Source organism: Marisediminitalea lipolytica, assembly GCF_001758465.1.
In the GTDB taxonomy this organism is placed as follows: domain Bacteria; phylum Pseudomonadota; class Gammaproteobacteria; order Enterobacterales; family Alteromonadaceae; genus Alteromonas; species Alteromonas lipolytica.
The window spans coordinates 481344-496413 of the sequence record NZ_MJIC01000014.1; the positions used below are offsets into that span (position 1 = coordinate 481344).

The following is a 15070-nucleotide window of genomic DNA, read 5'->3' on the forward strand; positions in this document are numbered from 1 at the left end:
AAATTTCATAAATGAAATCATCTCTGGACGATATCGCGCTTTTTGTACAAGTGGTGAAACACGGTAATCTGGCGGGCGCAGCCAGACAGGCGGGATTACCCCCGGCGACAGTGACTCGCCGGTTGCAAAAACTCGAACATGCGCTGGGCGTTAAACTGTTACACCGCTCAGCGCGCAAATGTGTGCTGACCCAGGATGGTGAGGCGTATTTTGACGCTTACGCCGAACTGGTCGACCGTTTTGAAGCTGCTCAGCAACAGTTTAGTGATGAATTTCAAAAGCTTGAAGGTAAGCTCAAAGTACTGGCGCCGGTTAATATTTCCCATGGCGTACTGGGGCCAATGTGGGTGGCCTTTACCCGTGAATACCCCAGGATTGAGCTGGAGCTGCACCTGAGTAATCATCCAATGGATATGATTGAGATGCAGGCCGATCTGGCGATCCGTATAGGCCGTCAGAATGACTCCTCACTTTATCAGCGTCGTCTGGCCCAAATTGAAAATGTGCTGGTGACCACGGAAGCCTACGCCCGGCAAAACGGTTTACCAGAGCACCCGGCGGGTTTAGCCGAGCATGAGCTGATCGGACTGAGTATGCGCCCCAAATGGGAACTCCAGCATGAAACTAACGGCCAGCGTTTTACGCTTTATCCGCGCTGTCGCGCCCAGGTAAATGATCCGCTGATGGTGAAATATTTTGTGCGGGATTCCCAGGGCATTGCCCTGGCACCGTTAACCGAAGTGAAAGAAGAGCTTGCCAGCGGCGAACTGATCCGCGTATTACCTGAATGGGGCGGAGAAGTCAGAGACATCTTTATCATCTGGCCCGGGGGCAAGCTGCTAAGCCAACGGGCGAAATGCCTGCGCGACTATATTTACCGTTATGTTCAGCAGCACGTGTAGCCATTTCGCTAGTGGTGCTTTGTAACAGGCAATTCAGATTCGGTGGGATGGATCGGTTTTCCCACCAGATATAACACCACATAGCCAAGTATCGCCGATACGGCTGAGCCCGCCAGAATACCTACCCGTTCATCAAAGATTTGATTGATGCCGGTATGCTGAAACGCCAGACTGCCAATAAACAGGCTCATGGTAAAGCCTACGCCGCAAAGGAGCGAGCAGCCATAAATGTGACGGAATGTCAGGTCTGAGGGTAAGGACGCCATTTTGAGTTTTACAATCAACCAGCAAAAAGCAAACACCCCCACCTGTTTACCCACTACCAGACCAAGAAAAATCCCCCAGGTTACCGGGTGGAAAATGCCCTCGGGCGAGATGTTACCAAAGTTAATGCCTGCATTGGCAAAGGCAAAAATGGGAATAATAGCAAAACTCACAGCGCCATTAAGCTCGTGCTCCAGGCGGATAACTGGCGAGTTGTCCGGATCTTTTTTGTCACGCATAGGAATAAAGGCGGCCAGAAGAACGCCGGCAAGCGTTGCGTGAACACCAGACTTTAACAGCGCGACCCATAACACCAGCCCGACAATAATATAGCCGGGTAAATCCACCACGTTGCGCTTGTTCATTAGCCAAAGCACAACAAAACATCCGGCGGCTGTCAGCAAGGCGATTTCAGTAATATTATCGGTATAGAACAAGGCAATGATCACAATGGCACCAATATCGTCAATGATGGCCAGGGTTACCAAAAACACTTTCAGGCTGGCCGGCACCCGATTTCCCAGCAATGCCATTACGCCCAGTGCAAAAGCAATGTCAGTAGCAGCCGGAATCGCCCAGCCGGACAAGGCTGCGGGATTATCCAGGTTTATAGCAACGTAGATCAGCGCCGGCACCATCATACCGCCAAGGGCACCACTGGCGGGCAGGATAATGTTTTTAGGGTTAGCCAGTTCGCCTTCACAGACCTCCCGCTTCAACTCCAGACCTACGTGAAAGAAAAATATGGCCATCAGACCGTCGTTAATCCATAACAGCAGAGGTTTATCAATTCTGAAGTCGCCTGCGGCGATCATGACCGGCATCGTCATCAGTTGATCGTAATAAGCATTCAGAGGCGTGTTTGCAACAATTAAGGCCAGGGCAGTGGCAAACATCAGCAATATTCCGGCTGAGGACTCTCGTTTCAGAAAATTTTCGACCACTTCAGACAGTTCGTTGATTTTTTCCATACATCACCTTTCAGACCATAACTAAATTGTTACGTATTCAGACTAAGGATAGATTACATTTGTAACGGTAGCCCTGGTTAACCCAAAGTCGCCAGTACGCATAAAATAATTTGAAAGAATTATTGATATTCAATGGTCTGTACCAAAAAGGATGTTCGGGAATAACGTTATGCACAATTCGCAATTAGCCAGACGAGCCAGGCAGGTATACCTCTTCATCGTTTTTCTGGGAGGCATTCTCGCGATTGGTGTTTATGGCCTGGCGGCCAGTGTCCAAAGCAAAGCGGGTAAGTACATGGAAACCGACCTGGCGACCTTTAGTCAGACCCAGCAGATAGGTATGTTACTGAGCGAGCAGGAACGGCTGCTTTATGAATATTATGCAACCTCAGAAAGCACCTTGTATGAAAACGGATATATCCAGAATTTTAATCAGTTAACTGCATTGTTACAGGCGCTGGGCGAAACCGGTGAGTTTCACGCCACGGTTGCCCGCATAAATACCATGCTGGACGAGTCGTATCAGGTGGCAAAAGAGCTGGATGTTAATCTTAAGGATAGCTGGACCGACTGGGATCTGGCCCGCGAACAACTGGAATTAATCAGCCAGTATCGCCGTGCTGCGCTGCCCTTACTTAATGACATAGATATGGGAGTTAATCGCTCCGTTAATGCGGGGTATGTAGCTATAAACTGGTTTCTGGATGCGACGGTTTGGGTAGTAGCTGCTTTTGCTCTGGTGATCGCAGGGATCAGTATTTATCTGGGGCGCTATGCCGCGAAGTTTATTCAGTTAAGTACTGAAAACGAAACCCTGGCCCTGTTTCCCAAGCGTAACCCGAATCCGGTTATTCGCATCGATGCCAGGGGGCGACTGCTTTATGCCAACCCGGCCGCCGACAAGCTTGTGGCGAGCCTGTATCCCAATGATATTAATTCCATGGCCAGTTTTCCTGAGCCGTTAACCGAGGCCCTGAAGCTGGTGAGCAGTGGCGGTGAACTTTGCGCGCAAACGATTCTGCAGATTGACCAACGCTACTATGCTATTCAAAGTCACTGGATTTCTGAGCATCAGACTTACGATTTGCATGTCAGGGATATTACCTTACGTCACCGGGCCGAGCAGGCACTGGAACATCAGGCTTATCATCATCCGGTCACGGGGATTGGTAACCGCAGTTTTCTGGAGAAAACGGCGAACCAGTGGATTGGGCAACAGCAGCCCTTCAATGCCATTATGATCGACATCAGCGATTTCAAAATGCTCAGCGAGAGCTATGGTCTGGCGGATGCTCTGAGCTGTATTTACTCGGTGGGCTACTACCTTAATTCCGCGGTAGAGCAATATGGCATGAATAACGAGCCCGAGGCTGATTTGTGTTTGTTTCATGTGGCCGATGCCTGCTTTATGGTGCTGGTTAAAACCAACGGCCCGGCGCATCGTCTGGCCGCATTACTGGCGGAGTTACGTACCAGGCTCAATGATGCAATTGATACGCCCCTTGGTGCAATGCGCTTCCATGTGACCTTTGGCGTTAGTGATTATCCGGTGCACAGTGGCGATTATGCCACCTTGCTGTTACACACCAATATTGCCGTAGAAATGGCGCTGAAAAACAGTAAAAGCGTGCACTACTTTAACGCCGATGACGGCGCTTCACACCAACGCAGGTTAACCATTACCCGGCGTCTTGAGCAGGCGCTTATTGATAATCAGCTCAGCCTGTACTACCAGCCCAAACAGCATTTACAAAATGGTCAGGTGCGCAGCTGTGAGTGTTTGTTACGCTGGATTGATAACGGTGAATTTATTTCGCCCGGCGAGTTTATCCCGATCGCGGAGCGCAGCGGATTGATCCTGTTACTGGGTGAATGGGTGCTCGACAGCGCCTTTAAACAGGTAAAGCACTGGTATAGCGAGGGGCGGGAAGTACAGGTTGCCATTAATATTTCCGCCCGCCAGTTTTTACAACCGGGGTTTACCGAATCTATCGAGCGCCGCCTCAAGGAATATCAGGTACCGCCATCACTTATCGAACTGGAGCTCACTGAGACATCGATTATGGACAACCACCAGTTGGCCAGCGAAGTGCTGGTGGAATTGCGTAAACTTGGTGTCAGTTTATCCATTGATGATTTTGGTACAGGCTATTCATCGCTGGCTTATTTAAGCGCGTTCCCGGTAGATAAGGTAAAAATTGACCGCTCTTTTGTCAGCCAGATGGTAGATGCGCCCAAGCAGCAGGCCATTGTGCTGACTATTTGTCAGTTAGCTCATAACTTAGGTTTGCAGGTGATTGCCGAGGGAGTAGAAACCGACTCTCAGCGCGAGTTATTGCATCAGTATGGTTGTGATTACCTGCAAGGCTATTTATTTGCCCGTCCGGCACCGGCAAGTGAAGTATCGGTATTATTTAACTAAAAACGGTGCCTGCGGGCACCGTTTTTACTGGTTAAATTTGCGCTTATTAACTAAGCAGCATGACTTATTTTCGTGTCTGCATTGCTGGCCTGACTAAGGTCAAAGTCAAATTCGTCAACATTAATTACGCGTTTGCGTAACTCATCTGCCGCAATGATTTGAACGGACTCCTCAGCACTGATAACACCTGCAGCCAGTGCTTGTTCACGTAGCTGGAAGATACTGCCTTTGCGCGGCAGGGTTCTGGCTTTTTGTGCCGCTTTAAATTTATTCATTAACGGTGTCAGCGCATCAATGGCATCCATGGCCTGATTTAATACCGCAACGGCGTCATCGGCATTCTGACCTACGTAACACATTGGCGTAATGGTATCGCGCAATGCTTTATCCTGGCACAAAGCTAACGCCAGTTGGGTTTTTAAGGTGTCCTTAGGTGGCTGGTAAGCACTGCCCCACGGGAATACCAGGCGTTTGATCAGCGTACCGATAACCGGGTTAGAGATATGACGGCAATAGCCCTTCAATGCCACTTCGCAGTTATACAAGGATTGTTGAATCAGGTAATCCACCAGTGGCTGTTCCTTGCTGTCGGCACCGCGGCTGTAAAAATGTTTTAATACTGCCGAGGCCAGATAGAGTTCACTCAGTACATCGCCCAAGCGGGCTGACAGCATTTCCCGTCGCTTAAGTTCGCCACCCAGCATCAGCATGGCAATGTCGGAACAGATGGCCAGCGCTTTACTCATGCGTAAAATCTGTTGGGTATGGCGTTTGTTGGCATCGTCTTTTGGTGCAGAGGCAAAGCGAGCGCCGGTTAAACCATGGCCAAAGGCGGCAAAGGCATTGCCCAGGGCAAATTTAATGTGTTTAAACAGCAGTGGTTCAAACTGTTGCAGACCGGCTTGAAAATCCGGCTCTGCGGCTGCTACCATCTCATCAAACACATAGGGATGACAGCGGGTGGCACCCTGACCAAATATCATCAGATTACGGGTTAAAATGTTGGCGCCTTCTACGGTGATAGACACCGGCATGGCCATATACAACGAAGCAAGGTAGTTATTCGGCCCCATTTGAATGCCTTTACCGCCATGAATGTCCATCGCAATATTGATGCTCTGACGCGCCACTTCGGTCATATGGAATTTGGCTATGGCAGTAACCACCGCGGGTTTCTGACCTAAATCGATAGCGCCAGCGGTGAGGTGACGAACAGCTTCGGCCTGATAGGCGTTAGCCGCCAGTTGCGCCAGACCTTCCTGAACCCCTTCAAATTCGTACAAAGAGCAACCAAACTGCTGACGGATGCTGGCATAAATTGCGGTAGTCTGGGCACTAAGCTGAGCATTACCGGTAGATAGCGCTGGCAGGGAAATACCGCGTCCGGCTGACAAACATTCCATCAGCATGCGCCAGCCTTTGCCAGCGTAATCGGGGCCACCAATAATCCAGTCCACAGGAATAAATACGTCCTGACCGCGAGTCGTACCATTCATAAACGCTTGTTCCAGTGGTAAATGGCGCTGGCCAACCTCAACACCAGGATGACTGGTGGGGATCAGTGCACAGGTAATGCCGATGCTTTCTTTATCGCCCAGCAGCTTATCCGGGTCGTAGAGTTTAAACGCCAGACCAAGAACGGTAGCAACTGGTGCCAGGGTGATATAGCGCTTATCCCAGTTAAGGCGAATACCTAAGGTTTCTTTGCCTTCATACTCGCCCATGGTTACTACGCCGGTATCCGGGATACCGCCGGCATCAGAACCCGCTTCCGGCCCCGTCAGGGCGAAGCAAGGAATATCGGTACCATTGGCCAGGCGCGGTAACCAGTAATCTTTTTGTTGCTGCGTACCATAATGGCTTAACAGTTCGCCCGGGCCCAGTGAATTAGGCACCATAACCGTTACCCCGGCACTTACCGAGCGGCTGGCGATTTTAGATACGATGGTTGAGTTTGCGAGCGCGGAGAACGCTTTGCCGCCATACTCTTTGGGTATGATCATGGCAAAAAAGCCTTTTTCGCGCATATAACGCCAGGCTTCATCAGTGAAGTCCTTGTCCTGATGAATAACGTCAAAATCATCGATCATTGTCATCAGTTCGTTGACTTCGTTATCCAGAAACGACTGCTCCTCGGCGGTTAATTGTGGCAGTGCCATAGAGTAAAGCCGTTGCCAGTCTGGTTTACCGGAAAACAGGTCACCCTCAACCCATACCGAGCCAGCCTCCATGGCTTCCCGCTCGGTTTGCGTTAACGGTGGCAACACTTTTTTGAAGAGTTTAAAAGCAGGGCCGGTGATCCATTGCTGACGTAAGGATTTAACCTGAAACAAGGCAAATATCAGCACCGCGACAATAATCCAAAAGAGCATAATTAATCTCCAGAGTGACTCAATAATAGCGAAACCCGAATTAAACAACTGAATTAAACGGGTGTTTGAATTTTGCGAATTTAAACACTTGTTTTAATTTTCGTCAATGCTCAAATTTGGCTGATTTGGTGAAAGTCCGGTTGGTTAACAGGCGTTTTAAGCTTATTCAAGCCGTTAATTTACGGAATAAAAGTGGCGGGATAATGGGGTGAGGGAAGAACAGAAAATCGCTGTTTTAATGCTCATCCGATGAGATAAAAAACAGCGTTTGCTACCAAAGCCAGTTGCGGAATTAGTCGCTAAGCTGGCTTTTGTATTCGTGAACGATGGCTAAGAATGCGCTGAGCAAAGGGGAGTGATCGTCTTTGAGGTAGATACAGCTTAAATCCACCGTGGCGTTGTCGGGCAATCCATTCAGCGGGATATATTTGACTCCCGGCAGCTGCAAAACACTGGCCGAACTGGGAATTAAACAAAAACCAAAGCCGCCGGATACCAGCGCCACGCCGGTGACCGCATCGATTACCGTTTGTGCGATATTCATGGTCACGCCGGACTCCTGAAACACCCTGGACACCAAATCCACAAAGTTGGGACGAGCCCCCTTGGGGAAAACCACAATGGGTTCGTTATCCAACTCTTTGATATCAATAACCGCTTTGGCCGCCAGCGGGTGGTCGCTTCTAACTGCTACCATGAGCTTATCCTGCAAAATCATGGTGGAGTCGATATCAGGCAGGGGCGCGAGCAGACGGTTAAAGCCTACGGAAATGCGTTTTTGCCGCAAAGCTTCAATTTGTTCGGCCTTGCTCATTTGATGCAGAACAATATTTACGCCCGGGTAAGCGGTCTTAAAACGCTTAAGAATATCGGGAATGGTATTCAGAATACCGGACCCGAAAATTGCCACGTCCAAACGGCCTAACTGGCCCTTTCCTGCGCGTTGAGTGCGCTCCTGAGCCTGCTCGATCAAACTCAGAATATTGCGTGATTCGTTAAGGAACAACTGACCAGCCGATGTGAGCTCTACGCCTTTAGCGGTGCGTTCAAACAGCTTTACCTGAAGCTCGTCTTCGAGCTGTTGAATTTGTCTGGTGAGAGGGGGCTGGGAGATAAATAATCGCTTGGCCGCGCGGCCGATATTTTTTTCTTCGGCAACGGCAACAAAATAACGGATCTGGCGGATATCCATGGCGAAAGACCAGTTTAAACTAATTGGTAATACCTTAAAGGTATCAACTGGGGCCGTCAATAGTATTGGAAGGTAATTAACAGCAAATATACATTTCGTTCACAACGCGTGATTTAACACATATCCAACCAGATTGATGAAACAGTGACTTACTGTTTTATCGGGCCGGGAAGGAGGTATCCGGGTCACGCAACTCAGCATAGTGAAACATTCGAGGAGGAACGCTATGAATGACGTGTGGGTGAAACAAAAAAACAATAAGTTGCCTCGCAACGCACTCGCCGCAGCTGTTGCAATGGGCTTATTAGCCTCAGCGCAATCCCAGGCTGCAACTATTGACACGGGTAACCGTGACCTGCGGATCCGCTGGGACAACACGGTGAAATACAGTGCCATGTTTCGTGTGGCGCCTGCAGAAAGCGAAGTCGCTGACGCCTCAATTGGCCCTCAGGCTAATACCAACGATGGTGACTTAAACTTTGATAAAGGGCTGGTTTCCAGCCGTCTGGATTTATTCTCAGAATTCGACCTGCGCTACAAGCGTAGCTATGGTATGCGTATCAGTGCGGCAACATGGTACGACTCGGTTTACCATGACAGCAACGATAACCCGGGTTATTACGATGGTGCACTGGTTAATACGCAGTCTGTGCCAGCCGGTGAGTTTGCCGAAGACACCAAGGATTTACATGGTCAGTACGGCGAAATCCTGGATGCCTTTGTTTATGGCGGATTTAACGTAGGTAAAAAGGCGATTAACCTGAAAGCGGGTCGTTTTGCCCAGCTTTATGGCGAAAGTTTGTTCTTCGGTTCTAACGCCGTGGCCGGAGCCATGACCAGTCTGGATTTAGCGCGGGCACTGTCAGTACCTCAGTCTGAATTTAAAGAAGTGGCGCGTCCTACCGGTCAGGTTGCTGCCCAGTTGCAGGTAAACTCTAAGTTAACCCTGGCAGCTTACTATCAGTTTGAATGGCGTAAGTCACGTTTACCAGCGGCAGGCAGCTATTTCGCTTTTGCTGACTTTGTCGATAAAGGCGGTGAAACCGTTATTCTTGGTCCGGGGGCAATTGTGCATCGCAGCGAAGACATTGTTGCCGATGATTCCGGTCAGTTTGGTTTTCAGGCCCGTTACAAAATCAACGACTATGAAGTGGGTTTTTACGCCGCTCAGTTCCACGACAAAATGCCCCAGTTTTATGTCCGTCCGGGCGTAAACGTGCAGGAAGGTGGCATTGGTGATTACACCCAGGTTTTTGCTGAAGACATCAAAGTATATGGCCTGAGTGTCAGTACCCTGGTGGGCGAAACTAACGTTGCGGCAGAAATGTCAGTACGTAATGACATGTCGCTGGTGGCAACCGGTAATGCGGTGATCCTGCCTGGTAATACCACGGCGGATGGTGGCGACAATTCCGCTTTCCCGCGTGGTGATACTTTCCACTTTAATGCCTCAATGATCACCATCCTCAATGAAAACAGCTTATGGGATGCGGCAACCTTTATTGGTGAGTTTGCCTTTAACCGTCGCATGAGCATTTCAGAGAATGCTGATCAGCTGGATCCGCTGGCTACCAAAGACGCCAGTGCTATTCAGTTCATCTTCACGCCGGATTATTTCCAGGTCATGCCTGGCCTTGATATGCAGGTGCCTATCGGTTTTGGCTTTGGTATTGATGGTCGTTCATCGGTAAATGGTGTGCTGTTCCCGTCTGAGCATGGCGGTAACGTGAGCGTTGGCCTGAAAGGTGATTACAACCGCACCTGGCGCTTCTCTTTAAATTACAACAAATACCTGGGCGCAGCAGGTTCGGTGATTCAGTACGACGCACCGGTCCCCACGCTTTCTTACAAAAACTTCCATGGCGATCGTGATTTCATCTCGTTGTCAGTACAACGCACATTCTAACGATCGAAGACAGGAGAATTATTATGTTTAATCGTATTCGTAACGCAATGACGCTGGCTTTAACGCTGGCTGTGGTACCGGCAACTTTTGCTGCTGGTACCGATGTTAGCAAACTGGGCACAGAGCTAACGCCGCTGGGCGGTATCATGGCGGGCAACGCTGATGGCTCTATCCCAGCCTGGACAGGCGGTCTTACCGAAAAAGTCGCCGGTGAGCACGCCGGTGACATTCCACTGGAACTGTTTAAAGACGAAAAGCCGCTGTATCGCGTGGATGCCAGCAACTATCAGCAGTACGCCGACCAGCTGTCTGACGGCACTGTTGAGCTACTGAAAAAGTACCCTGATACCTTTTACATCGATGTGTATCCCAGCCACCGCACAGCTGCAGCTCCTCAGTATGTTTATGATGCCATCAAGGCTAATGTGACTAACTGTGAGCTGGTTGAAGAGGGCTACAGTCTCGAAGGTTGTATAGGCGGTATCCCGTTCCCGATGCCGGAAAACGGCAATGAGGTAATGTGGAACTTCCTGTTACGTGTTGAAGCGCCTTCTATTGAATATACTTTTAAGAATATCGTGGGTAACGCTGATGGTTCACACACCCTGGCAACCCGTAACGAGATTTCGTTCCAGTATCCGCCGTACTATGAAGATGCAGATCCGGATGACTGGAATGGCGAATATTCCATGTTCCGCTTTAACACCATGGAACCACCGTTTAAAGCCGGTGAATCGCTGGTTATCCGCGATAGTATCGACGCTGATAGCCCACGTAAAGCCTGGCAGTATCTGTTAGGACAACGTCGCGTACGTCGTGCGCCAACGGTTGCTTATGATACCCCGGACTTTGTAGCATCAGGCGCTAACTACTTCGATGAAGTACAGGGCCTGTTAGGTCATATCGACCGCTACAGCTGGACGCTGAAAGGCAAGAAAGAACTGCTGGTACCTTACAACAACAACGGTTTTATTGCCCCTACGGCTGACGAAGCAATCAGTGAGTTCCACCTGAACCCACAACACGTTCGCTGGGAAAAGCACCGTGTATGGGAAGTGGAAGCGCAGGTGGCTGATGGCAAGCGTCACGCTGTTCCTACCCGTACGTACTACATCGACGAAGATTCATGGGTAATCCTGCTGATGGATGGTTATGACGCCGAAGGCAATCTGTGGAGAACCTCTCAGTTAACGCCATTTGTTGTGCCTTCAGTCCCGGCAGTACTGATCAAAACGGCTACCGTATTTAACCTGCAAGCGAAAACCATGAGCGTGATTCAATCGCTAAATGGTGAGAGTTTCCATGTTGTGGATACGAAGCCTGAAACATTCTTTACCGGCGACGCGGTGGCTGCTGACGCAGTACGCTAAGTGCACCCCAAGGCCCGCAAATGCGGGCCTTTCCCGTGATGTAACAGAGATAGTTATCATGAAATTAAAGAAAGTAGATGGCTTGTTCGGCTTTGTATTGCCTTCATTTTTCCTCGCTTTTCTTGTGTTGTGCGCACCGCTTCACGCCGCAACAGAGAACGGAGCCGAATCTACACTTCAGGACGTGCTGGAATCTCCCGCCAAACAAAACAAAACCAGTATACATACGTTACAACTTGGCCTTGCCAGGGCCGGTAACCGACTGGTGTCTGTTGGTGAGCGCGGTGTAATCCTGTTTTCTGAAGATGAAGGGAATAGCTGGACCCAGGCCAAATCCGTGCCCGTATCAGTGACCCTGACTGCAGTAACCTTTAGCGATCCGCTTAACGGCTGGGCCGCCGGTCACAGCGGAGTGATCCTTGCCACCACTGACGGCGGCAACACATGGCAGATTCAGCTGGACGGCTTTAAGGCCGCAGAACTGGCCATGGCTGAAGCCGAGTCACTGATTGCCGCGGGCGATGAGCGCGGCGAACGTGCCAAACGCAATGCCGGTTACCTGATTAAGGAAGGCGCGGATAAGCCCATCCTGGATGTATACTTTGCAAACCCGGCTGATGGCTGGGCAATCGGCGCTTACGGCCTGGCGTTTGCTACCAATGACGGCGGCGAAAACTGGTACTCCATTATTGCGCGTTTACCCAATCCCGCGGGTAAACATTTATACAAGGTCGTTCGTTCTGCTAATGAGCTGATTATTCTGGGTGAACAGGCTGCTGTATTTTCCTCAGCGGATAATGGTCAGGTATTTGAATCCCTTGATACACCTTACTATGGCAGCTTTTTCGACGGCTTGTTATTAGAGGATGGCACGCGATTACTTTATGGTTTGCGCGGCAACGTCTGGCGTCAGAAGAAAGGCAAGGGACGCTGGAAACGCATAAAGCTCGGTTCTGAAGTGACTCTGACCAGTGGACTGGTTAGCAAGGATGGCCAGATTCTGCTGGCGGATCAAAGCGGCCAGTTATTTGTCAGCAGCGATGCGGCAAAAACCTTTAGCCTGATGGGACAGGCTCCCTTTGGTGGTATCACCGACATCATTGAAGCAAACAACGGTTATGCCGTTTCCACCGCTCGCGGTGCTCATGTTGTCAGTGACAATAATCTGGTGAGTGGGGGAGCACGCTAATGACAACACCAACAACGTCTAAAACACAGGGTGAAACCTTAATTCGTCATCTTGAAGACTTTGATACCAGCTCCGGCCGTATTCTGGAGCGGGCGATATTCAATTTCAGACCGATCATTATTTTATTGTGCCTGGTGGTAACCGGGATTTTAGGCTATCAGTCGACGAATCTGACGCTGAGCGCCGCATTCCAGAAAATGATCCCGAGCAACCATCCGTATATCCTTAACTTTCTGGATAACCGTAAGCAACTTTCTGACACCAGTAATGCGCTGCGGATTGCGGTGCATAATACCAAAGGGTCGATTTTTGATGCCGGTTATTTAGAGACCTTACGCCAGTTAAATGACGAATTGTTCCTGATGCCAGGTGTGGAAAGGCCCTTTATGAAATCCCTGTGGACCCCCTCGGTGCGCTGGACCGGCGTAACTGAAGAAGGCCTTGATGGTGGTCCGGTGATCCCGGATGACTATGATGGGTCACAGGCGTCTTTAGACCAGGTGCGCCTTAACGTGGAGCGATCCGGTGAAGTGGGTCAGCTGGTCTCGGGAAATTACAACTCAAGTGTGATTCTGGTGCCGCTGCGGGAAGTCGATCCTGACGGTAATCAACTGGACTACCATGCTTTCTCGGCCAAGCTTGAGGAGCTGCGGGCCAAATACCAAAAAGATGGCATTGAAATTCATATTACCGGTTTTGCCAAAGTCGTGGGCGATCTCATTGACGGCTTAAAACAGGTACTGGTGTTTTTTGCCATCACCATTGCGATTGCCACTGTGGTGCTGTTTATTTACACCCGTTGCATTCGCAGTACCCTGCTGGTGGTGTGTTGTTCACTTATCGCAGTGGTTTGGTTGCTGGGCTTGTTACCGACTCTGGGCTACGAGCTTGACCCTTATTCGATTCTGGTGCCGTTTCTGGTTTTCGCCATCGGAATGAGCCATGGCGCTCAGAAAATGAATGGTATTATGCAGGATATTGGTCGCGGTATTCATAAACTGCTGGCGGCCCGATATACCTTCCGACGCTTGTTTCTCGCGGGTATCACTGCGCTGATTTCTGATGCGGTGGGCTTTGCGGTATTGATGGTTATCGATATTCCTGTTATCCAGGATCTGGCTGTGACCGCCAGTATTGGTGTGGCCGTGCTGATTTTCAGTAACCTGATCCTGTTACCGGTATTACTGTCTTACACTGGTGTGGCTGAATCTGCCGCCAAGCGCAGTATCAAAGCTGAGCTGCGGGACGAAGCTGATGTCAGTCATACCAAGCACCCGCTGTGGGCCTTCCTGGATTTATTTACCCGTAAAAAGTACGCCACGGTTACGGTGATTGCAGCCATTATGCTGGGGATTGGCGGCAGTGTGATCAGCGCGAATGTAAAAATTGGTGATACTGATCAGGGCGCTCCAGAGCTTCGTCCTGACTCCCGCTATAACCTTGATAATGCCTTCATGACTGCAAACTATGCTACCAGTTCGGATGTCTATGTGGTTATGGTTAAGACAGAGCAGTACGCCTGTGCGCACTATGACACCCTCATGGCGGTAGATGCGCTGGAGCAGGAATTACGGCAATTATCCGGCGTGGTGACCACGTCGTCACTGGCGGGTTTAGCCAAGGTTGCTAATGCCGGCATGAATGAAGGAAATCTCAAATGGTACGGTATTCCCCGTTCTCAGGGCATGCTTAACGCCATTATTACCCGCGCACCGCGGGAGATGTTCAACCAGAACTGTGACCTGCTGACCATTTTTGCTTATCTGGAAGATCATAAGTCTGACACCCTCAATGAAGTGGTACACACGGTGGAAGCCTTTGCTGCTCAAAACAATACCGGGAAGTTCCAGTTCTTAAATGCAGCGGGTAACTCAGGTATTGAAGCTGCCACCAACATCGTGGTGGAAAAAGCCAATACACAAATGCTGCTGTATGTGTACAGCGCGGTGATCATTCTTGCCTTTATCACCTTCCGTTCATGGCGGGCGGTGGTCTGCGCCATCCTGCCACTGATGCTTACCTCCATTTTGTGTCAGGCACTCATGGTGTGGCTCAACATCGGTGTGAAAGTAGCGACCTTACCGGTTATCGCCCTGGGTGTTGGTATCGGCGTGGATTACGCGTTGTATATTCTCACGGTTATGAAATCCCGCTTACAGGATGGCTTGTCGTTGTCAGAAGCTTACTACGATGCGCTGCTATTTACTGGAAAAGTGGTGGTGTTAACCGGGATCACGCTGGGTATCGCAGTGGCTACCTGGGTATTCTCGCCGATTAAATTCCAGGCAGATATGGGCATTCTGTTGGCCTTCATGTTTATCTGGAACATGTTAGGCGCGCTGATCCTGCTACCGGCTTTGGCGAGATTCCTGATGCCTTCCGCCTCTGAGCAACAGCAGTCACAGTCATAACTGGCAAAAATGGTAAGTATTTTGCAGATAATGACAATCTTATGTTATCGAAAAGTTAACAAAGATGCCTT

At 49.9% G+C, this 15070-nt stretch carries 9 protein-coding genes; 6 read left to right on the forward strand and 3 right to left on the reverse strand.

From position 1 onward, the window contains the following. Positions 1-11: 11 nt before the first annotated feature. Entirely contained in the window at positions 12-902 is an 891-nt protein-coding gene (locus BFC17_RS13155) for a LysR family transcriptional regulator (protein ID WP_070176928.1), read from the forward strand. A gap of 8 nt (positions 903-910) precedes the next feature. On the opposite strand, the gene nhaA is transcribed toward BFC17_RS13155, so the two are convergent. Next, positions 911-2137, reverse strand: a complete 1227-nt coding sequence (gene nhaA, locus BFC17_RS13160) for a Na+/H+ antiporter NhaA (protein ID WP_070176929.1) — start codon at positions 2135-2137, stop codon at positions 911-913. A gap of 169 nt (positions 2138-2306) precedes the next feature. Here nhaA and BFC17_RS13165 point away from each other — a divergent pair, with 169 nt between their 5' ends. Further along, positions 2307-4559 (forward strand): putative bifunctional diguanylate cyclase/phosphodiesterase, encoded by a 2253-nt coding sequence (locus tag BFC17_RS13165; RefSeq protein WP_070176930.1) that lies wholly within the window; start codon positions 2307-2309, stop codon positions 4557-4559. A gap of 50 nt (positions 4560-4609) precedes the next feature. Here BFC17_RS13165 and BFC17_RS13170 read toward each other — a convergent pair whose 3' ends face one another. Both BFC17_RS13170 and BFC17_RS13175 read right to left on the reverse strand, forming a co-directional pair. Then, positions 4610-6931 carry an acyl-CoA dehydrogenase gene (locus BFC17_RS13170; RefSeq protein WP_070176931.1) on the reverse strand — a complete coding sequence of 774 codons (2322 nt, stop codon included), beginning with the start codon at positions 6929-6931 and terminating at the stop codon, positions 4610-4612. Between the two features lie 292 nt (positions 6932-7223). Then, positions 7224-8123, reverse strand: a complete 900-nt coding sequence (locus BFC17_RS13175) for a LysR family transcriptional regulator (protein WP_070176932.1) — start codon at positions 8121-8123, stop codon at positions 7224-7226. Between the two features lie 226 nt (positions 8124-8349). On the opposite strand from BFC17_RS13175, the gene BFC17_RS13180 reads away from it, so the two are divergent. From BFC17_RS13180 to BFC17_RS13195, 4 genes are read left to right on the forward strand one after another with little or no spacing between them, the layout of a single operon-like run. Continuing rightward, positions 8350-10029 (forward strand): DUF1302 domain-containing protein, encoded by a 1680-nt coding sequence (locus BFC17_RS13180; protein WP_083271724.1) that lies wholly within the window; start codon positions 8350-8352, stop codon positions 10027-10029. A 23-nt stretch (positions 10030-10052) separates the two neighbouring features. Next, the gene (locus BFC17_RS13185) at positions 10053-11399 is read left to right on the forward strand and encodes a DUF1329 domain-containing protein (protein WP_070176933.1); all 1347 of its coding nucleotides are present in this window, start codon (positions 10053-10055) and stop codon (positions 11397-11399) included. A 58-nt stretch (positions 11400-11457) separates the two neighbouring features. Continuing rightward, positions 11458-12588 (forward strand): WD40/YVTN/BNR-like repeat-containing protein, encoded by a 1131-nt coding sequence (locus BFC17_RS13190; RefSeq protein WP_070176934.1) that lies wholly within the window; start codon positions 11458-11460, stop codon positions 12586-12588. Next, entirely contained in the window at positions 12588-14999 is a 2412-nt protein-coding gene (locus BFC17_RS13195; RefSeq protein WP_070176935.1) for an efflux RND transporter permease subunit, read from the forward strand. The genes BFC17_RS13190 and BFC17_RS13195 overlap by 1 nt, the downstream gene beginning before the upstream one ends. Positions 15000-15070: the final 71 nt, after the last annotated feature.

What these genes read in the sequence shown, in the direction of transcription:
- BFC17_RS13155 (WP_070176928.1), top strand. Translation starts at nt 12, where the DNA reads ATGAAATCATCTCTGGACGATATCGCGCTTTTTGTACAAGTGGTGAAA.
- nhaA (WP_070176929.1), bottom strand. Translation starts at nt 2,137, where the DNA reads ATGGAAAAAATCAACGAACTGTCTGAAGTGGTCGAAAATTTTCTGAAA.
- BFC17_RS13165 (WP_070176930.1), top strand. Translation starts at nt 2,307, where the DNA reads ATGCACAATTCGCAATTAGCCAGACGAGCCAGGCAGGTATACCTCTTC.
- BFC17_RS13170 (WP_070176931.1), bottom strand. Translation starts at nt 6,931, where the DNA reads ATGCTCTTTTGGATTATTGTCGCGGTGCTGATATTTGCCTTGTTTCAG.
- BFC17_RS13175 (WP_070176932.1), bottom strand. Translation starts at nt 8,123, where the DNA reads ATGGATATCCGCCAGATCCGTTATTTTGTTGCCGTTGCCGAAGAAAAA.
- BFC17_RS13180 (WP_083271724.1), top strand. Translation starts at nt 8,350, where the DNA reads ATGAATGACGTGTGGGTGAAACAAAAAAACAATAAGTTGCCTCGCAAC.
- BFC17_RS13185 (WP_070176933.1), top strand. Translation starts at nt 10,053, where the DNA reads ATGTTTAATCGTATTCGTAACGCAATGACGCTGGCTTTAACGCTGGCT.
- BFC17_RS13190 (WP_070176934.1), top strand. Translation starts at nt 11,458, where the DNA reads ATGAAATTAAAGAAAGTAGATGGCTTGTTCGGCTTTGTATTGCCTTCA.
- BFC17_RS13195 (WP_070176935.1), top strand. Translation starts at nt 12,588, where the DNA reads ATGACAACACCAACAACGTCTAAAACACAGGGTGAAACCTTAATTCGT.